Source organism: Rhizobium sp. 05L429 (assembly GCF_056397645.1).
Genome location: NZ_JBFTNV010000012.1, coordinates 146,998 through 166,196 on the forward strand (window position 1 = coordinate 146,998; position 19,199 = coordinate 166,196).

At 61.0% G+C, this 19,199-nt stretch carries 21 protein-coding genes and 1 tRNA gene; 9 read left to right on the forward strand and 13 right to left on the reverse strand.

The annotated features are described in order from the left end of the window. Positions 1-223 precede the first annotated feature (223 nt). The 6 genes from AC1DNW_RS15205 to AC1DNW_RS15230 are packed head-to-tail and all read right to left on the reverse strand — an operon-like array spanning position 224 to position 6,733. A complete protein-coding gene (locus AC1DNW_RS15205) occupies positions 224-1,120 on the reverse strand; it encodes a carbohydrate kinase family protein (protein ID WP_477853354.1) in 897 nt (298 codons plus the stop codon). Further along, entirely contained in the window at positions 1,117-2,148 is a 1,032-nt protein-coding gene (locus AC1DNW_RS15210) for a sn-glycerol-3-phosphate ABC transporter ATP-binding protein UgpC (protein ID WP_113310121.1), read from the reverse strand. The genes AC1DNW_RS15205 and AC1DNW_RS15210 overlap by 4 nt, the downstream gene beginning before the upstream one ends. Next, positions 2,148-3,662, reverse strand: a complete 1,515-nt coding sequence (argH, locus tag AC1DNW_RS15215) for an argininosuccinate lyase (protein WP_113310122.1) — start codon at positions 3,660-3,662, stop codon at positions 2,148-2,150. Before argH ends, AC1DNW_RS15210 begins: the two co-directional genes overlap by 1 nt. A gap of 3 nt (positions 3,663-3,665) precedes the next feature. Beyond that, positions 3,666-4,523, reverse strand: coding sequence for a carbohydrate ABC transporter permease (locus tag AC1DNW_RS15220; RefSeq protein ID WP_113295583.1), 858 nt, complete (start codon positions 4,521-4,523; stop codon positions 3,666-3,668). After that, a complete protein-coding gene (locus tag AC1DNW_RS15225) occupies positions 4,520-5,467 on the reverse strand; it encodes a carbohydrate ABC transporter permease (RefSeq protein ID WP_477853357.1) in 948 nt (315 codons plus the stop codon). The genes AC1DNW_RS15220 and AC1DNW_RS15225 overlap by 4 nt, the downstream gene beginning before the upstream one ends. A 9-nt stretch (positions 5,468-5,476) precedes the next feature. After that, on the reverse strand, positions 5,477-6,733 hold the full coding sequence (locus tag AC1DNW_RS15230) for an extracellular solute-binding protein (protein WP_477853358.1): 1,257 nt from the start codon (positions 6,731-6,733) through the stop codon (positions 5,477-5,479). Positions 6,734-6,996: 263 nt separating this feature from the next. Here AC1DNW_RS15230 and AC1DNW_RS15235 point away from each other — a divergent pair, with 263 nt between their 5' ends. Genes AC1DNW_RS15235 through AC1DNW_RS15245 form a run of 3 tightly spaced genes read left to right on the forward strand, consistent with a single transcriptional unit; the run spans position 6,997 to position 11,538 of the window. Further along, positions 6,997-8,217, forward strand: a complete 1,221-nt coding sequence (locus AC1DNW_RS15235) for an ROK family protein (protein ID WP_113310124.1) — start codon at positions 6,997-6,999, stop codon at positions 8,215-8,217. A 35-nt stretch (positions 8,218-8,252) separates the two neighbouring features. After that, positions 8,253-10,649: a PIG-L family deacetylase gene (locus AC1DNW_RS15240; RefSeq protein WP_113310125.1), complete on the forward strand. Its 2,397-nt coding sequence runs from the start codon at positions 8,253-8,255 to the stop codon at positions 10,647-10,649. Between the two features lie 22 nt (positions 10,650-10,671). Continuing rightward, positions 10,672-11,538: a DMT family transporter gene (locus tag AC1DNW_RS15245; protein WP_113310197.1), complete on the forward strand. Its 867-nt coding sequence runs from the start codon at positions 10,672-10,674 to the stop codon at positions 11,536-11,538. Here AC1DNW_RS15245 and AC1DNW_RS15250 read toward each other — a convergent pair. Then, the gene (locus AC1DNW_RS15250; RefSeq protein ID WP_477853360.1) at positions 11,535-11,771 is read right to left on the reverse strand and encodes a hypothetical protein; all 237 of its coding nucleotides are present in this window, start codon (positions 11,769-11,771) and stop codon (positions 11,535-11,537) included. The genes AC1DNW_RS15245 and AC1DNW_RS15250 overlap by 4 nt on opposite strands. Continuing rightward, positions 11,772-11,945, reverse strand: coding sequence for a hypothetical protein (locus AC1DNW_RS15255; RefSeq protein ID WP_477853362.1), 174 nt, complete (start codon positions 11,943-11,945; stop codon positions 11,772-11,774). Positions 11,946-11,990: 45 nt separating this feature from the next. Between AC1DNW_RS15255 and AC1DNW_RS15260 the strand changes: the two genes are divergently transcribed. The 3 genes from AC1DNW_RS15260 to AC1DNW_RS15270 all read left to right on the forward strand — a co-directional run bounded on the left by AC1DNW_RS15260 (position 11,991) and on the right by AC1DNW_RS15270 (position 12,809). Further along, positions 11,991-12,066 (forward strand) — tRNA-Lys (locus tag AC1DNW_RS15260). Positions 12,067-12,109: 43 nt separating this feature from the next. Continuing rightward, the gene (locus tag AC1DNW_RS15265; protein WP_477853364.1) at positions 12,110-12,538 is read left to right on the forward strand and encodes a helix-turn-helix domain-containing protein; all 429 of its coding nucleotides are present in this window, start codon (positions 12,110-12,112) and stop codon (positions 12,536-12,538) included. 1 nt (position 12,539) lies between these two features. Beyond that, positions 12,540-12,809, forward strand: coding sequence for a hypothetical protein (locus AC1DNW_RS15270; RefSeq protein ID WP_007826745.1), 270 nt, complete (start codon positions 12,540-12,542; stop codon positions 12,807-12,809). A gap of 127 nt (positions 12,810-12,936) precedes the next feature. Here the strand turns inward: AC1DNW_RS15270 and AC1DNW_RS15275 are convergent, their stop codons facing one another. Next, positions 12,937-13,116, reverse strand: coding sequence for a hypothetical protein (locus AC1DNW_RS15275; protein WP_113295590.1), 180 nt, complete (start codon positions 13,114-13,116; stop codon positions 12,937-12,939). 436 nt (positions 13,117-13,552) lie between these two features. Between AC1DNW_RS15275 and AC1DNW_RS15280 the strand changes: the two genes are divergently transcribed. The 3 genes from AC1DNW_RS15280 (at position 13,553) to AC1DNW_RS15290 (ending at position 15,309) form a co-directional block, all read left to right on the forward strand. Next, on the forward strand, positions 13,553-14,302 hold the full coding sequence (locus AC1DNW_RS15280; protein ID WP_113310126.1) for a cytochrome c biogenesis CcdA family protein: 750 nt from the start codon (positions 13,553-13,555) through the stop codon (positions 14,300-14,302). 149 nt (positions 14,303-14,451) lie between these two features. Continuing rightward, entirely contained in the window at positions 14,452-14,592 is a 141-nt protein-coding gene (locus AC1DNW_RS15285; protein ID WP_162748546.1) for a hypothetical protein, read from the forward strand. A gap of 195 nt (positions 14,593-14,787) precedes the next feature. Then, positions 14,788-15,309 (forward strand): YidB family protein, encoded by a 522-nt coding sequence (locus AC1DNW_RS15290; protein ID WP_113295592.1) that lies wholly within the window; start codon positions 14,788-14,790, stop codon positions 15,307-15,309. 120 nt (positions 15,310-15,429) lie between these two features. Here the strand turns inward: AC1DNW_RS15290 and AC1DNW_RS15295 are convergent, their stop codons facing one another. Genes AC1DNW_RS15295 through AC1DNW_RS15310 form a run of 4 tightly spaced genes read right to left on the reverse strand, consistent with a single transcriptional unit; the run spans position 15,430 to position 19,199 of the window. After that, on the reverse strand, positions 15,430-16,641 hold the full coding sequence (locus AC1DNW_RS15295) for a UbiH/UbiF family hydroxylase (protein WP_477853367.1): 1,212 nt from the start codon (positions 16,639-16,641) through the stop codon (positions 15,430-15,432). Positions 16,642-16,682: 41 nt separating this feature from the next. Further along, a complete protein-coding gene (locus AC1DNW_RS15300; RefSeq protein ID WP_113295594.1) occupies positions 16,683-17,195 on the reverse strand; it encodes a DUF934 domain-containing protein in 513 nt (170 codons plus the stop codon). A gap of 10 nt (positions 17,196-17,205) precedes the next feature. Then, entirely contained in the window at positions 17,206-18,876 is a 1,671-nt protein-coding gene (locus AC1DNW_RS15305; protein ID WP_113310128.1) for a nitrite/sulfite reductase, read from the reverse strand. Positions 18,877-18,884: 8 nt separating this feature from the next. After that, positions 18,885-19,199: a DUF2849 domain-containing protein gene (locus tag AC1DNW_RS15310; protein ID WP_113295596.1), complete on the reverse strand. Its 315-nt coding sequence runs from the start codon at positions 19,197-19,199 to the stop codon at positions 18,885-18,887.

Genomic DNA, 19,199 nt, shown 5'->3' on the forward strand with positions numbered 1-19,199 from the left:
CAGAATAATCACAACGAAGATGAACCCAACATTACCGTTGCCCCCATGATGGTACGGAAATGCGGCCGAAAAACATGAAATATTCGTAAGGAAACAGCCGGATGGCGCTCACAGTGCAAGCAGCGTGCTAGGAATGGGCGGATTCAAGCCTAACACTTATGGTTGCAACACCAATTCACTGAGAGGGCCGCGGCCTGAGGGGCCGCAGCATCGTACCCCAGATCTAACGCGCGGGCAGGATCGCGGCGCCGCCGGCCGCCTGAACTGCGAGGCTGCCCGTGGCAATGCCCTCACGCAGGAAAACATCGGCACTCGCGCCGCCAAGCCAGGCATGGATGAGACCGGCGTTGAAGGCATCGCCCGCCCCGGTCGTATCCACGACCTTGACGGTGGGGGCATTCTGATGAAGCCGCACATCGCCGGAAGCGAAATAAGCGCCGCCGGCACCGGCTTTCAACGCCACCGCCGGGAAGCGCGCGGCGAGCCTGTCCAGCGCTTCGGCCGGATCGGAGCATCCAGTGATGGCAATGGCTTCCTCGACATTCGGAAGGAAGAGATCGATGCCCTCGCAGCGATCGAGGAAATCATGTTGGTAGATCAGCGTTTCGTCCCAGCTCGGATCGAGCGATACGGTGAGGCCGTTCTCCCTCGCCTTTGCGACTAGGCCGGGGATTTCCGCCAACGTGGCAAATTCGGCGATGTGCAGGTGACGCGCCTCGCTCCAGGCAAGCGCCTCGCCAAGAGTTGCCGGTTCAGCGCCGCCGGCACGACGGGACAGAAAGGCCCGCTCCTCGCCATTGTTGATCGCGACGGTGACCTGTGGACCGGCATCAGCCGCCCGGTCGAGAAAGCGAAGATCGACGCCGCTCGCTTCCAGTTCCGCGATCAGGMCATTCGAAAGCCCATCGGTGCCGAGACGGGAGAGCAGAGCCGTCTTGCGGCCGATATGGGCGGAATAAGYGGCCATGATGAAAGAGCCGCCGCCCGCTGCAATGCGCAGGTCATCCGCAAAGAGCTCACGCCCGAGCACGGGCATGGTCTCCAGTCCCGTGAAAATCAGGTCGCAATAGATCCGGCCGATGCTGAGCACCGCGGATCGCATGTCATTATCAGATGTCATTGGCGCCCGAGGGCCTTTTCCGTTTTTGCATCGAAAACATAGAGAGCACCGGAGGCTGCATGGGCATTCACGGTGCTGCCGACGGCCGGTATCACCTTACCGGGTGCGGTTGCAATCACGGACGTGCCCGCCACATCGAAATGCACCAGCGTTTCGGCGCCGAGCGGCTCGACGGCCGTCACCGTGCCCGAGAGCGAAAGGACGCCCGTGCCTTCGCCGATAACCAGATCATGCGGGCGCACGCCGATCAGATGCGGACCGCCCGGCCCGATGCGCAAACCATCGGCCGCGGCTGTGCCCGGCAGAAGGTTCATCGACGGGCTGCCGATGAAGCGCGCGGTGAAGACATCGGCGGGGTTCTCGTAGATATCCATCGGCGTTCCCGCCTGCAGGATGTGGCCATCCTTCATGACGACGATACGGTCGGCCATGGTCATGGCCTCGACCTGATCGTGGGTGACATAGACGATCGTCGTGCCGAGCCGCTGGTGCAGGCGCTTGATCTCGATGCGCATCTGCGTGCGCAGCTGGGCGTCGAGATTCGACAACGGCTCGTCGAAGAGGAAGGCGGAGGGGTTGCGCACCATGGCGCGGCCGATCGCGACACGCTGGCGCTGGCCGCCGGAAAGTGCGGCCGGACGACGGGCGAGATAATCCGTCAGTCCAAGAATCTGCGCCGTCTCGTCGATGCGCTTGTCCTTATCCGCCTGCGAAAGCTTGGAGGTGTAGAGACCGAAGCCGATATTCTGGCGCACGCTCATATGCGGATAGATGGCGTAGTTCTGGAACACCATGGCGATGTTTCGTTGTTTCGGTTCGCGCTCGTTGACCACCTCGCCGCCGATCTTCAGCGTGCCGCCGGAAATATCCTCGAGACCGGCGATCATGCGCAGCGTCGTCGACTTGCCGCAGCCGGACGGGCCGACGAAGACGACGAATTCACCGTCGGCAATCGCAAGATCGATGCCGTGCACGACACCCAGCTTGCCGTAGCGTTTGACGAGCCCCTGCAGTTCGATATTTGCCATCAGGCGGTCCCCATCAATGCCGTGAATCTGGTTTGAAGTTCCTCAGCAGCGGCGGCTTCGCGCGCTGCGTTTTCCTGCGCATCTGCGGCGAATGCGGCAGCCTTTTCCTGGTAGGCTGCGAGCGCATCCGCCATCGGTGCCGGTGCGGGACCGCCGAAGCGGGCACGAACGGCAACGAAATGTTCCGGCGAGACAATCTCGGCAAACTGCACCTTGTCGATGTCGGGTTTGCGGCCCGCCAGTTCCTCGAAAGCTGTGAGGAAGGGCTCGTAGCCATCATCCGAAAGACCACCACCCTTGGCGACCACGGCACGTGCGACGGTTGCGGCAATCTCGTGCGCTTGGCGGAAGGAAAGCCCTTCGAGGCGGACCAGTGAATCCGCCAATTCCGTGATGGTGATGCAGGAACGGCGGATATTATTTGCCACGCGCTCGGGGTCGATGCTGATCTGGGAGATGAAGGCGGCCAGCAGGTCGAGCACACGCCCGGCCGAGTGGAAGGCCTCATAGCCCATGCCCTGCGTTTCGCCCTCGCTATCGTTCATATCGGTGAAGGGCGTGTTGTGCATGACGTCGAGCACGGTGCGGGCGCGGCCAAAGGTCTGGCTCGCCAGATGGCGCATATGCTCGATCGGCACCGGATTGCGCTTCTGCGGCATGATCGAAGAGATCTGCACCAGCGCATTCGGCACATAGATCTGGCCGACCTCGAAGCTCGTCCAGAACTGGAAGTCCTGGATCAGGCGGCCGAGATGGAGGAACATCAGCTCGATCGCGCTATAGGTCGACGTCGTGTAATCGACCGCTGCGATACAGCTGTAGGAATTGCGCAGCGGCGCGGCAAAGCCCAGCAATTCGGCGACGCGGGCGCGGTCGATCGGGAAACCCGACGTGGTGATCGCTGCCGCTCCCATGGGGCTCAGGTCGACGATCTCACGTGCTTCCGCAAAACGCTCGATATCGCGGATCAGCACTTCGATTGCGGCCGACAGATAATGGCCGAACGTGGTCGGCTGCGCCGGCTGGCCATGTGTATAGGCGACAATCAGAGTGTCCTTCTCCCAATCAGCCGTGGCGATCATCGCGTCGAGCAGCTTGCGCGCCTTGACCATCAGCGCATCGATACGCTCCTTCAGACCGAGTTTGAAAAGCGTATGGTCGATATCGTTGCGCGAGCGCGCCGTATGCAGGCGGCCGGCGATATCAACACCGATGCGGGCTTTCAACTCCTTCTCGATCAGGAAGAAAAAGTCTTCCACCTCTCCGGTATAAACGAGCTTTTCCGGGTCGATGTCGCGGTCGATCGCCTCAAGTGCACCGGCGATCTTGCCCGCCTGCTCGCGGTCGAGAATGCCGGTTTCGACCAGCATGACGAGATGAGCGCGGTCGATGCGGCGGAAGCCGTCGACATGATGCGTCTTGGCGCCGTCGAAGAGCGGCTTCAGCACCGTTTCCTTATAGACCGGATCAGGAAAGACGCTCCTGTCGGCGAGGCGCGGATTGGTTTCGGTCATGTTTTATCCCTTCAGACCGGCCAGCATGACGCCGCGCACGATGTAGCGCTGCAGCACCAGGAAGACGAGCAGCGTCGGCAATGTCGCGAGAGCTGCGCCGGTCATGATCATTTCCCATTGGATGGATTGCTCGACGGCAAARCTCGATAGCCCGACCGGCAGCGTGTAGAGTTCGCGGCTGGTGGTCACGATCAGCGGCCAGAAGAAGGCCGTCCAGTTGCCGAGGAAGGTGAAGATGGCCAGCGCCGAGAGTGCCGGTGTGACGAGCGGCATCGCCACTTTCCACCAGATCTGGAATTCGTTCAGGCCATCGATGCGCGCAGCCTCGAGGAAGTCGTTCGGGACCGTCTCGAAGAACTGCTTCATCAGGAAGGTGCCGAACGCTGTCATCATGCCCGGGAACATGATGCCCCAGTAGCTGTCGAGCCAGCCGAGCTGCGCCGACATCAGATACCAGGGGATGACCAGCATTTCCGTCGGGATCATCAGGGTCGAGAGGATCGCMAGGAAGATCAGGTAGCGGCCGCGGAACTCGAACTTGGCGAGCGTATAGCCGACAAGGCTGTCGAAGAAGACATTCGAGAGCGTCACCGTGCAGGCAACGATTGTCGAATTCAGGAACCAGCGCATGAAGCGGCCGTCCGAGAGAACCGTGATGTAGTTCTGCAGCGTCGGCTCGGCCGGGATGAGGCGCAGGTCATAGACCTGGCCTGCCGTCTTCAGTGAGGTCGAGAACATGAAGAGCAACGGCGAGACCATGATGAGGCCGCCGATGAAGAGCAGCGTCCAGATGATGATCGCGCCGGGACGGATATTGGCTTTCGGCAGCGGCGCCGCGGTATTGGTCGTCACGGCACTCATTTGCGTTCCCTCAGGATCCAGAGCTGCAGCAGGGAAACGCAAAGCAGGATGGCGAATAGCACCACGGTCTGCGCCGCCGCATAACCCATGTTGTAGGATGAAAAGGCCGTCTGATAGATCATCAGAACCAGAGGCTTGGTCGATCCGAGCGGGCCGCCGGGATCGTTCGTCGTCATGTTGTAGACCTGGTCGAAGATACGCAGGAAGCCGATCGAGGAGAAGACGACGAGGAAGACGGTCGTCGGCTTCAGCAGCGGCAGCGTGATCTTCCAGAGGATCGGCCATTCGCCGAGTCCATCGATCTTGGCTGCCTCGTAGAAGGTGCTCGGAATGGCGCGAAGGCCGGCCATGAAGATGATGATCTGGAAGCCGAGGCCCGCCCAGATGGAGGTCACCATGATCGACGGCAGAGCCTGGTCGACGGAGCGAATGAACTGCTGCTGCGGCAGGCYGATCATGCCGAGCACATCGTTGATGACGCCAATCGGGGCCGGCTGGTAGAACCAGCGCCAGACCCAGGCCATGGCCGCAGCCGTCGTCAGGAACGGCAGGAAATAGAGCGCACGGATCAACCCGTGCAGCAAGCGCACGCGATCCAGGAAGAATGCCACGACGAAAGATATGATCAGGCTCAGCGGCGTGCCGATGATGAGATAGGTGAAGGTGTTGCGGAAAACCTTCCAGAACTGCGGGTCGTTATAGAGCTTCACATAATTGGCGACGCCGATGAATTTCGGCGGCTTCATCAGGTTCCAATTGGTGAAGGACAGGTAGAAGGCCTGCAGCGTCGGGTAAAAGCGGATCACGCAGTAAAACAGGATCGGCAGGGCCAGGAATGTCCAGACCCAGACGAGGCGCTTCTGGCGCATCGTCAGCCGATCCCAGAACGATCCGGCGGGACGGCTGACAGCCGCCCCTTCCGTATTCGCGGGTGCGGAGCTCATGGCCGTCCCTTATTTGCTCTTGGCATTGTCGATGATTTCCTGCTCGGCCGTTGCGGCCTGGGCAATGGAATCCTCGGGCGACTGTCCCTCGAGCAGCACGCGGTTGACCATGTCGATAGCGTTCTGGCGCTGGCCAGCTTCATCGACGAAGAGCGAGGTGTGGGAGTAAGCGAGCGCCTTGAGGAATGGCGCATAGATCGGGTTCTTGAGGTTCTCGTCGGTCAGAGCGGCCTCGCGGCGGGCCGGCAGTTCGCCGACCGTGCCGAGCCAGATCTTCATGGCTTCGGGCGAGGTCACGTAGGCGAGAAACTTCTTGGAGGCCTCCAGCTTTTCACCTGATACCTTGGCGCCAATGCCGTTGGCAAAGTAGCTCGCATAATTGGAACGCAGGCCGTCGGCGTTTGCCGGCAGCTCAGTGACGCCCCATTCGAAATCCTTGATGCTGCCGAAGGAGCCGAGACGGAAGGTGCCGTCGATGGTCATCGCCGCCTTGCCGCCGCGGAAGGCAGCCTGGCCTTCATCCATGAAGCCGGTCTGGCCGACTTTCTTTTCGGTCTGCAGGCTAGTGTAGAATTTCAGCGCCTTGACGCCGKCATCGCTATTATAGGTGACCTTGGAATAGTCAGCCGTGTAGGGTTCGCCGCCATACTGGCGGATCAGCACTTCGCGCCACCACTGGTGATCCTGGCCGCCCATGTCGAGCGTCGTGCCCTCGACGGCAATGTTGCCAGCGGCATCGCGCTTGACCGYCTTTTCGGCGGCAGCCACGAATTCATCGACAGTCTGCGGCGGCTTGTTCGGGTCGAGGCCGGCTTCCTGGAAGAGCTTCTTGTTGTAGAAGAGAGCCAGCGAACGGACGGCGGTCGGCAGGCCATAGTAGTCGTCACCACGCTTCATGGCTGATACGATCGGGAAGAAATCCTTCTCGATCTGGTCGTGCGGGAAAGCGTCGGCCGGCAGCGGCTGCAGCAGCCCGCCGGCGATGAACTGATCGAGCCAGCCATAGAACAGCTGCATCACGTCAGGACCGTTGCCGGCAAGATTGGCAGCAACGACGCGCGTCTGATAGTCGGCATAAGGGAAAGTCGTCTGCTTGACGGTGATGTCGGGATTGGCCTTCTCGAAATTGGCGATCAGCTGGTCCATCGCCTTGACGCGGGTGTCGTAGACATACTGCCAATACTCGATTTCGACCGCCTGGGCGCTATTGACCGCAACCATGCTGATGCCCGCGAACAGGCCGGCAAACAAAACTCCGCGACGCATATTATCCCTCCATGMCGAGCCGGCTTTCATGCCGCTCGCGCTCATCTGGTTCCCCAGGGCCTTCCGCGATTTTGCCGGCGCCCCAATTTGATTCGCTCGGGAAGATGGAACTGAGGCTCCTCCTTCCTCGGCATCGCAAATGCGACCCATTCAGGCTGGTTGGGATGGAAGGCTTTGTCAATAAGATAATTTAGTTTAATTATTCTATTGCCCCTTTCATGATATGGGCGTTATCCATAGCGACAGAGACGGGGGGCGGAGAGATGAGACGGCAATCCGGCAAGCAGCAGATCGCTATGGGCAAGAACCCTGAGCGCAGCCGCGACCACAATCGCCGTGTCGTACTGGATCTCGTGCGCATGCATGGCTCGCTCGGCCGCATGCATATCGCCAAACTCACGCATCTGACCGCGCAGGCCGTCGCCAATATCGTCGATGAACTCGTCAGCGAAGATCTGCTGATGGAAATCGGCCGCCTGCGCTCCGGCCGGGGCCAACCGCCGATCCAGTTTGCCGTCAACCCTGATGGTGCCGTCACGATCGGCGTCGAAATTGCCGCCGACCATATGGTGACGACCGTGCTCGACCTCTCCGGCAAGTTACGCTCCGAAACCATCATGCCGGTGGAGAATACCAGCCCCGAGCACATCGTTCCGCTCTTCGCCGGCGAGGTGAAGAAGGTTCGCAAGCGCTTCCCCTCCAAGCTTCTCGGCATCGGCGTGGTCATGCCCGGCCCCTTCGAAATCGAGGGCATGAGCTCGGTCGGCCCGACCACCCTGCCCGGCTGGAGCAGCATCAATCCGGCGGCCGTCCTCAGCGAAGCCAGCGGCGAGACCGTCATTGTCGAAAACGACGCGAACGCGGCGGCTGTCGGTGAGCGACTGTTCGGTGCGGGTCGCGCCATTTCCAATTTCGGCATGATCTATTTCGGAGTCGGCGTCGGTCTCGGCCTCATCCATGACGGTGCGCCCTTCCGCGGCGCTTTTGGCAATGCCGGCGAAATCGGCCATGTGGTCGTCGCCCCGCGCGGCAAACCCTGCCCCTGCGGTCAGCGCGGCTGCCTGGAGCGCTATGCCTCGCTGCATGCACTGAAGGAAAAGCTCACCGAGGCCGGCTATGCGAATGCCGATTTCGCGGCGGTCGAGGTGCTGCACCGCAATGGTAACCCCGTTGTGAAGGAGTGGATCGCAGAGACCGCGGACTATCTTTCACCGATGGTGGCAATGCTGGAGAACATCCTCGATCCGGAAACAGTCATCCTCGGCGGCGCCCTGCCCGATGCCGTCATCGACGAGATCGTCGCGGCCATGCAGACGCTCCCGGTCTCCGTTGCCAGCCGGCGCACCCGCGCCCTGCCACGCGTCATCCGCGGTCAGACGGGCCAGCTCACCGCCGCGCTTGGCGCAGCCGCACTGCCGCTTTTCGAAGCCGTGACCCCCAAGCTCGACATTTCACCGACCGCCGTCGCCGATAACGCAGCTTAAGATGCGCGCCGCCGGTCTGCCCCAATGGAGGAACCATGCTGACCGATCGAGACCGTATTGAGAAACAGAAGCGGAGCCTTTCGCTCACGCGGCTGCACCGGGCGCTGTCGCGCCTGACCTCGACCGTCACCATGATGAATACCGGCGCGCATCCCGACGACGAGCACAACGGCCTGCTCGCCTACCTGCGCCTCGGCCTCGGCATGCGCGTCATCGTCGCCTGCTCAACACGCGGCGAAGGCGGGCAGAATGCGCTCGGCCCGGAACGGCTCGGCGCGCTCGGCATCCTGCGCAGCCGCGAGATGGAAGAAGCTGCCCGGGAGCTCGACGGCGACGTCCACTGGCTCGGCCACGGCCCTGATGATCCGATCCACGATTTCGGCTTCTCGAAGAATGGTGACCGGACCTTCGACCGATGGGGCGAGGAGCGCATCGTGGAGCGGCTGGTGCGGGCCTACCGCGCCGAGCGTCCCGATATCGTGCTGCCGACCTTCCTTGATGTGCCAGGCCAGCATGGGCACCACCGTGCGATGACACGGGCGGCGGAAACGGCGGTTGGACTTGCTGCCGATCCCACCGCTTTTCCCGAACATTTCGATGAGGGTCTGACGCCGTGGCAGGTCGCGAAATTCTATCTGCCCGCATGGTCGGGCGGCGGCGATACCTATGATGACGAAGTGCCGCCACCGGCCACGACGCTGCCGCTCGAAGCCACGGGTCTCGAACCTGTCAGCGGCGTCAGCTATACCCATGTCGGCGAGTGGTCGCGCTATTACCATGCCTCTCAGGGCATGGGCCGCTGGCACGATATCGGCGACAATGACTGGCCGCTGCATCTGAAGCTCAGCGCCGAAGGCTCGGTTACGGAAACCTCCATTCTCGATTCCCTTCCCTCGTCGCTTGCCGGTCTGGCACGCGAAACGGAGCTGCCGCAGGCCGTTGTCGATGCATTGATGCGGGCGGATGGCGCAATCGGCAAGGCGATCGAGCGTTTTCCGGAACGATCGGCCATCGTTGAAGCGTTGCTGCAGGCGGCGCATCAGATTGAAAAGGCGCTCGAGAACGCCCCTGAAACATTCCTMGAAACGCATGGGCACCGCCTGCGGCGCAAGCTGGTGGAAATCGATGCAGCGCTTTGCGAGGCCGAGCAGATCTTCGTCCGGCCGGTTGCCGAGCCCGCCGCGCTTTCGCCTGGTGCATCCGGCACGCTGATCCTTCATCTCGGCGGGAATGCAGGAACTGCCGTTGTAGGGGCTGACATAAGATTGCCGGAAGGCCTTTCGGCAAACCTGAAGGAAACCTCGCCGCAGCGGATCGTCTACGCGCTGACCTCGGCAGCGGATGCGCCGCTCACGCGGCAGTATCAGCCGGGATGGTCGAGCCTCGGCGGCAACGGCAATGCATCAGTCGACGTCAAGGCGCAGATCGGCAGCCGTTCGGTAAGAGTGACAGTGGATCTTGAGGAGCCGCTTACAGTCGCGCCGCAGCACTCGCTGAACCTTCAGCCCAATGCCTTCATCATCCCCTTGGATGGCGAGAGGTCGGAGTTGACGATCAAGGCCGCATCCGAAGGAAGCGTCGGCTTTTCCGCACCGCCCGGCTGGGCGGTCAGGCAGGCTGACGGCGCGCTTACGCTTTCACCGCCCGCCTCGATAACGCCCGGCCTCGTCACCATTTCGCCACTTGTGGACGGACAGCCGGCGATGCGCGTCTCGCCGATCGCCTATCCGCACATCGGCCGCACGAGCTTCCGCGAGCCGGAACTGCTGCGCGTCCTGGCGCTCGATCTCAAACTGCCTGATGGCGCCAGGATCGGCTATGTCGGCGGCGGTGCGGATCGCGTCGGGCTCTGGCTTGGCCGCATGGGGCTCGATGTCACCGAACTCGATGCGCAGGCGCTTTCCGACGATATCTCCCGCTTCACCACTATCGTCGTCGGCATCTTCGCTTTCGGCATCCGCAAGGATCTGGCCGCTGCCACCTCGCGCCTGCATCGCTTCGTCGAAGAGGGCGGACATCTTCTGACGCTCTATCATCGCCCCGTCGATGGCTGGCAGCCGGACGCCACCCCGCCGAAGCGGATCGATATCGGCTCGCCCTCAGTCCGCTGGCGGGTGACAGACCCCAAATCAGAGGTGACGATGCTGGAGCCTGCGCATCCGCTGCTGCAGGAACCGAACAGGATCACACCCGCCGATTGGGATGGGTGGGACAAGGAACGCGGCCTCTATTTCGCCGCCCGCTGGGACGATGCCTATGTGCCGCTTCTTGCGATGCACGACCCCGAAGAGCAGCCGCTCAAGGGCGCATTGATTTCGGCTGCGATCGGCAAGGGTCGCCATACGCATACGAGCCTCGTGCTGCATCATCAGCTCGACAAGCTGACATCAGGCGCGTTTCGGCTGATCGCCAATCTCGTTCAGCCTGCCTGAGGCGATAGGCATGGATGGCGGAATGGATGGCTCTGCTGCAGCCAGAGACAGCCGTTTCGGCATTCTCTGGCTGCTTTCCGACACAACGCTGGTAACCGGCATGACGGTGCTGGTGAAGATGCAGGGTGCATCCTATCCGGCGATCCAGCTCGTCTTCATCCGCGCGCTGATCGGGCTCGTCCTTATCCTGCCATTGATCTGGCGGCATCGGAGGCAGCTTGCCAATTCCAGGGATCCGTTGCGCAACATCATGCGCATCAGCTGCAATGCCATTGCGCTGACCAGCAATTTCATCGCACTCACCATGCTGCCGCTTGTCCTGGTCAATGCGCTCGGATTCACGCGGCCACTCGTTTCGATGCTGATGGCCGTCGTCATGCTCGGAGAAAGGATCAGCCGATGGCGGTGGATCGGCGCGGTGTTCGCCTTTGTCGGCGTGCTGATCATGCTGGCGCCGGATACGTTTGCCTGGAATCTCGGGCTGGCGGCGGTAGTGCTCTCCATCATCTTCGGCGCTCTGGCAACGATCCAGACGCGGATGCTGCATTACGAGAACACGACCGTCATGATGGTCTTCTATACGGCAGGCCTGACGGTCATTACTTTCATCCCTGCGCTTTTCGTCTGGCAGCCGGTACGCAGCGAAGACTGGCCTGCGCTGCTCGGCATTGGCCTTCTGGCACAACTCGGGCAATTCTGCTTCCTGCGGGCCTACCAGATCGCCAGCGCCAGCCTGCTCGCCCCGTTCGGTTATCTGTCGATCGTCTTTGCGACAGCGAGCGGTTATTTCTTCTTCGACGAAGTGCCCGATCTTCGCACGCTCATCGGCATCGTCGTCATTATCGGAACGCTGCGGGCGGTCGCCTTTCTGGAACGGCGGAAAAATTAGCGCAGGGTCGGATCGACGCTGCCGCGCAGCCAATCGCCGGCCACCGAGAGGACGCTGGCGCCGACCTCAGTCAACAGAGGCACGAAAGGCTCTTCCAGCGGCTGGTCGGTCACGAAGGTCTCGATTTCGGAAAATGAAATGCCGGGATAGCGACCAACGGCGCCGATCTTGCTGTGGTCGGCCACATAGACATTGGAACGACTCAGCGCGGCGAGCCGGATCTTGAGCTGCATCTAGTGCTTCGTGCGCTCGACAAGCCCGTATTCGACATCGAGGCCGTAGACGCCGATGATCGACAGGTCGAAGCTGCAGTTGCGGATCGCCTCGAATACTTCGTCGGCGCAAGAAATGTGCCCAGCGCCCCAATAAGGAGATTTTTTCGGTTGACCGCGATAGGTCGCCTGCATATGTTCCGCGCACTTCCGGCCGGGGTGCTTCGCACCGCGGAGAGTGAGAGCGTAGCTCAGCCGGTAGAGCAACTGACTTTTAATCAGTAGGTCTCGGGTTCGAACCCCGACGCTCTCACCATAAACTTTTCATTTTCGAGCTTTGCGACGCATCCAGCGAGCCGATGCAGTTCCATTCATCGATTAATTTCGCTCAAAATGATAACAAATCTTGCCAACGGAGAGCATCGGGCGATATTCCACCGATGGACGATTTTGATCACATAACTGGCCGACAGTTGGCGGCCGCCCGTGCTTTGCTGGGGATGGGTCAGGTTGAGTTGGCCGGCAGAGCAAATGTATCTGCTCCGACCCTGCGCCGTATGGAAGCCAGTGAGGGCACCGTCGAGGGTATTCGCAACAACGTCGCTTCAGTCGTTGCGGTTTTGGAAGCCGCCGGCATTACCTTCCTGGATGGGAACTATTCCGGTTCCGGCGGTCCAGGCGTCCGCCTGACGCAATCCACCGGCGCGTCGATCGATGTGCAAGAACGCGAGACGATTCAGTATCGCGAGTTTTATGAGAACGATGCACCTCCTGGTGCTGGAGGTTAAAATGGCGAAAACACCCAAAGAACCAAAGCTTGAGCATTCCGATTTCTCCGGCGAGTTCGAAGACGACGGCGTAACCGTGCTCGTCGACATACATCGGCCGGCGGGCACCAATGGCGATTGGACTCTCGAGGTCATTTCACAAACCGAAGTCGTGACGACCTGGGAAGATGCATTCGCCACGGATCTGGAAGCTTGGGAAGAGTTCCTGGCCACCGCAGAACGAGATGGCGTGCGAAGCTTTCTCGATGAGGATGAGCCGCTGGTGCATTGAGGGGATCAATCCGTTCCCTAGTGTCTCGTCGCGGCATGCCAATCCGCGCACTGCCACATGAAGAGACCTTGATGAGCTTCCAGCACTGGTGCCGGAAGCTCATCAATGCGAATCACAATGCTCGCCGTCAGTAGCTGCAGGAGCGACCATCCCTAGGCCTGAAGCCATCCGCACAGGCGCGATTCATCGAATCTCCCGGCACGTAACCTGAGGCGGAGCCGTAAGAATTCGGGGGAGTTGCACATGCCGTGAGCAGCGAGCTGCCGATCAGCGCTCCGGCTGCTACCAATGCCCGAAATCTGCTCATCGATGTTTCTCCTCGGTGGATGTTTCCGCGTCAATCTCTCACGCTAGCGCATACCAGCACCAAGCCGTCATCGCAACTGAACGACAGTACAAGCCGGCTCTCGGGCGCCGCAGCCGGCAGGCCGGATAAAGTAGCGAGAGATCCGGCGTCAGCCTCGTATATCCACCGGCCGGACCTCCCGACATTCGCAGTGGGGTGCCCGCAAATGCCGGGCAATACCACCGGTCACGCGCGAGTCGATCCATTCAGAGAACCGAAGATGGTTTGCGCGCGGTTAATATCCACATGCGCTGTCCCATGCTGGGATAGCCGGAGCCACCTCCAGGCCTGCGGCAATTTGGAGATGCGGCCGGCTGCGATCAGCGCAAAAAGGTGATTGGCAATCACCCCTTTGCGGCGCTAGGAACATCGCTCAGACTGCTGCCGGAGAGAATGCGTGTCGATTGCCGATATTTCCCTTTGGAGCGCGCTGCTTGCCGGAGCGCTTTCCTTCCTCTCGCCTTGCGTGCTTCCACTCGTTCCGCCCTATCTCTGTTATATGGCGGGCGTCTCGGTCGAGCAGTTCCGCGGTGGCGGCACGGTCGCCGCAGCACCGGATGTACGGCGCGGCGTGCTCTTTTCGGCGCTTTTCTTCACCCTCGGCTTTGCGACCGTCTTTGTGGCTCTCGGCGCAGGTGCCTCGACGATCGGCATGGTGCTGCGTCAGCATCTCGATCTGCTCTCGAAGATCGGCGGCCTGATCATCATCATCATGGGGCTGAATTTTCTCGGGCTTTTCCGGATCGGCCTGCTGGCACGGGAAGCCCGTTTCCAGGGCAATGGAAAACCGGCAACGCTGACGGGCGCCTATATCATGGGACTGGCTTTCGCGTTCGGCTGGACGCCCTGCATCGGGCCGGTGCTCGGGGCGATCCTCGGCGTTGCCGCATCGCGTGAAACTGTTGGCTCCGGCGCAGGCCTGCTTGCCGTCTACTCTCTGGGGCTTGCTGTTCCCTTCTGGATAGCCGCCGGGTTCTCCGGTGCGTTTATGCGCTTCCTGTCGCGCTTCCGCCGCCACCTCGGCACGGTGGAGAAGATCATGGGCGTCTTCCTCGTGCTGACCGGTCTCGCCTTCCTGCTTGGATGGGTCAGCAATGTCGCGATCTGGTTCCAGCAGACCTTTCCAGTCCTGATGCAGATCGGCTAAACGAAAGCTTCGCCCGCTGCAGCATCACTTGCGATGCCTCAAGCTTGTTCGATCGGAATCGTCAAGACGGTTAAATCTTTACAGATTTCCTTGCCGAACGGTTGAAGGGATCTATGCGACTAACTCGACAACACGGATTGGAGTTGTCGATGTCTCGCCGCTTGAAGAATCTTATTTTTGCAGTTGGCGTTTCCATGGCGATGTGGGTTGTCGTCCTACAGGCCGGCTTTTCGGGCTATAATCTGGCCGTCGCGCCGGACAACGAATCGGTTACCGGAAGCGTCCGCTAGTCATCGTTCGCCTGGAGCCAATCTCAAGCTTGATGGATGCTCAATAATTACGGCCAACGTTTTGAAGCGGTGGGCTCTCGATCCATTTCCCGTACAAAAATGGATGCCGCCCGGTAAGGGCTGATCCCGGCGGAACAATTAGGCTCTCCGAAAGTTGAGGGTTGCTGTGTCCACGACCCTACGAGGAGAACCGACATGATGAGCGGACCGTTGAAGGCGCTTCTTGGTGTGCTTGCAATCGCGGGATATCAGAACCGAGACAAGATTGGCGAACTGCTGCGAGGAATTCAGAATCCGCAGCGCACTGGTGCAGGAGGCGAGCAGGCTGGCAATGCCGGAGGCGTGTTCGGCGGTTCGGGTGGTTTCGGCGATCTTTTGGGCGGCCTTACGACGGGCGGAATCCTCAGTGGCGGCTTGGGCGATCTGCTCAAAACTTTTCAGCAAAACGGGCACGGCGACAAGGCCGAGTCATGGGTCAAGCCTGGCCCCAACGCCAACATCGATGGCGGCCAGCTAGAGGAGGCTTTGGGCCCGGATGTGCTGAATGAGCTCGCGGCGAAAACAGGGTTGTCCCGTGAAGAAATCCTGGGGCGTCTTGCCAACGACCTGCCCAAAGCCGTCGACGATCTGACGCCCAATGGAAAGATTCCAAGCGCGGAGGATGATTTCCTCTCCTCCGCCAGCAATGCCACATCCGGCGGCCGAACTTCAGTTTAACGGCTATAGGCAAATCCGGCAGCAACGATCTCCGCGTTCCGCGCACGCGGGGTTTGAACACGAGCCCCGTGTGAACGGGGCCAGATACGACGGTCCCCGCTCTCTGCTGGCTACGCTAAATCACGCTTTCTTCCGCTTTAAGCGTTCCTTGATCGCGTCCGGAATATCCCGGAAGCCGCGGCCCGGCTCGATGCCTTCGCGCATAACGATGTTGCGTAACGGCGGAATAGCCGCCAAGACATGCAGGCCTGCGGCGCGCAGCATCTGAACGGGAAGAAAATCGGACAACAGTGAACGGTTCAGCAGATCGACACTTGCGGTGCGCGTCATGATATCGGCGCGGCGCTTGCGGTCGAAGCTGGTGCCGGCATCGGCGGGAACAGGCAATTCCGCGCGCGAGCACAGAAGATCCGTCAGCGCCATGATATCGCGGAGGCTGAGATTGAGGCCCTGCGCACCAATCGGCGGGAAGACGTGGGCGGCCTCGCCGATCAGCGCGATGCGGCCCTTGCCGAAGCGATGCGCCATCATGCCAGACAGCGGCCAGATCTGGACGCCTTCCTCCACACTGACCTCGCCAAGCAGGGACTGCATACGCTCTTCCACGACATTGCCGAGCTCAGTGAGCGAAAGCTCGATGCGGGCTGCTGCATCGGAAGGATTCTGCACCCAGACGAGGCTGGAGCGATTGCCCGGCTGCGGCACCTGCGTGAATGGCCCATGCTCCGTGTGGAACTCTGTGGAGATATTCTGGTGCGGCAGCGTGTGCGCGAAATTCAGCACCATGGCCGATTGCGGATAGGACCAGGTGCGCACGTCGATACCGGCAGTCTCCCGCAGCTTGGATTTGCGGCCGTCGGCACCGATAGCAAAATCGGCACTGATCTCTTCGCCGCCGGCGAGCGTGATCGACACGGCCTCCGGCATGATMCCGATCGTTTCAGCCATGGCGGTGAAACGGGTGATATTGCCTTCGGCGGCGACGGCAGCCTCGAGCACATCCATCAGCGCCTTGTTCGGGAAATTGTAGCCAAAGGCACCCAGCCCGACTTCGGCGGAGCGGAAGGTCGTGGTCGGCGCACGCAGCAGACGGTTGGTGCCGTCGATGATGCGCATGCTGGTGAGCGGTGCGGCTGCCGGGCGCAGTTTTTCCCAAAGTGTCAGCCGATCCAGAAAGCGAATCGACTGGTCCATCAGGGCCGTGGTGCGGCGATCTTCCTTGGGGGATGGAGGGGCGACCAGCGCCACGTTGCGACCGCCGCGCGCCATGGCGACTGCGGCGATCATGCCGGCGAGACCGCCGCCGATCACCGCCACTTCGAATTTGCTCATGCTATCGTTCCGTCATCAAAAAGACGGCAGAACCAGCAGCCTCAAGCGGCCGGCTTTGCCTGACGGCGCCAACTATAGCCCTTGCCGGCTTCGGCGTCACGCACCGCCGGCTGATAATGATGCGGAATGGACGGCAAGCGCTTTTCCGACAGGCGGCGGATCGCCGTCTCGTTGGTGACGGCGAAACTGTCGATACCGACGCGCAGCATCAGCGGCACTTGGTCGATCAGCACGTCGCCGACTGCACGCAGTTCGTTGGTAAAGCCGAGACGCTGGCGCAGCAGCGAAGCATGGCTGAAGGCACGGCCATCGTTGAAGGCCGGGAATGCCACAGCCACGATCTCCAGGCGATAGAGATATGGCTCCAGCTTCAGGACATCGTCCGCCGGCTTGATCAGCACGCCGAAGCCGACATCATTGCTCTCGTCGGCTTTAGCAATCAGCTCGTCGAGGGTCAAAAGCGGCTTCTGATCGCCAGATGCCTTCACCTCGTCGGTCTCGATCACCCAGGGATCGTTTTCGACAAACCCGGTCTCTCTCCAGATCTTCGTCATCATCCTCTCCTTATGCCGCTTCCGCCGCCGAGCCGTAGAGCGCYTCCTTGAAAGGCTGCGGACCAACGCGACGATAGGCTGCAAGGAAGATTTCGGACGCATCAAGGCGCAGGCGCAGATAGGTCTCGACGATAGTCTCGATCGCATCCGTCACCTTATCCGGCTCGAAGCCGCGGCCGATGATTTCACCAATCGAGGTGTGTTCGTCGCCGGAGCCGCCAAGCGTGATCTGGTAGAGTTCTGCACCCTTCTTTTCCACGCCCAGAAGACCGATATGGCCGACATGGTGATGGCCACAGGCATTGATGCAGCCGGAGATCTTGATCTTCAGCTCGCCGATCTCAGCCTGACGCGCCGCATCGCCGAAACGGCGGGAGATTTCCTGGGCGAGCGGAATGGAGCGCGCATTGGCGAGCGCGCAATAGTCCAGCCCCGGACAGGCGATGATATCGGTGATCAGGCCGGCATTGGCTTCAGCCAGATTGATCGCCACGAGCCCGCGATAGACGGCTTCGAGGTCGGCAAGTGCGACATGCGGCAGGATGAGGTTCTGTTCGTGGCTGACGCGGATTTCGTCGAAGGCATATTCCTCGGCGATATCGGCAATGGCATCCATCTGCGAATCGGACGCATCACCCGGAATGCCGCCGATCGGCTTCAGCGAGATCGTCACCATGCCGTAATCGGGGTTCTTGTGCGGCTGGACATTCTGCTGCACCCAGCGCGAAAAAGCTGCATCGGCCTTCTTCCAGCGAGCAAGGTTTTCCCAGCCCTCGGCACGTTCCGGCAGGGCCGGCGGCGCGAAGTAGGCGGCAATTGCCTGTACGTCCTGTTCCGGCAGCTTCAGCTCGGAATCCTTCAGCTGTGCAAATTCAGCCTCGACCTGGCGGGCAAGCTCTTCGGCGCCGGTCTCGTGCACGAGGATCTTGATACGCGCCTTGTACTTGTTATCACGGCGGCCATGCAGATTGTACACGCGCACGATGGCGGTGGTGTAAGAAAGCAGGTCTTCCTTGGGCAGGAAGTCGCGGATCAGCTTTGCGATCATCGGCGTACGGCCCTGACCACCACCAACATAGACAGCAAAGCCGATCTCGCCCTTGTTGTTCTTTTTCAGATGCAGACCGATATCGTGGACCTGGATTGCGGCGCGGTCGCGCTCCGCGCCGGTGACGGCAATCTTGAACTTGCGCGGCAGGAAGGAAAATTCCGGATGAACCGACGACCATTGGCGCAGAATTTCGGCGTAAGGGCGCGGATCGGCAACCTCGTCGGCGGCGGCGCCTGCGAAGTGATCGGCGGTTACGTTTCGGATGCAGTTGCCCGAGGTCTGCAACGCGTGCATCTCAACGCTCGCAAGGTCGGCAAGCGCATCGGGAATATCTGACAGTTTCGGCCAGTTGAACTGCAGGTTCTGACGTGTGGTGAAGTGGCCGTAGCCGCGGTCATAGGTACGGGCGATATGGGCGAGCATGCGTACCTGGCGCGAGCTCAGCGTGCCGTAGGGAATGGCGATGCGCAGCATGTAGGCGTGAAGCTGCAGGTAGACTCCGTTCATCAGGCGCAGCGGCTTGAATGCGTCCTCGGCCAGTTCGCCGGAAAGGCGGCGCTGGACCTGGTCGCGAAACTGTTCGACGCGCTCGGCGACAAAGGCGTGGTCAAATTCGTCGTAACGGTACATCGTCTTCCTCAGACTGCAATGAATTCGGGATCGGCCGGCTTGTAGCCAGGCGCATATTCCATGGTTGGGCCCTGAGCGCGGATGCGCTCGCGCAGGCGCAACGGCCAGAGCTGACCGTTGGTTTCCTGAACGTCGACGACAGCAACGTCAACGACCTTGTTGTCGGCATAGGATTTCTTGCCGATCTCCTCGAGTGCGGCGACGGCTTCGGCATGGCGGGCGACGAGGGCCTCCTGCAACGAGGTCACCCATTCGCCATTGGCGTTCAGCCAGACGGCAATGCCGTCGGTCAGGCGATTGGCGGTCAGAACCTTGTCTACCAT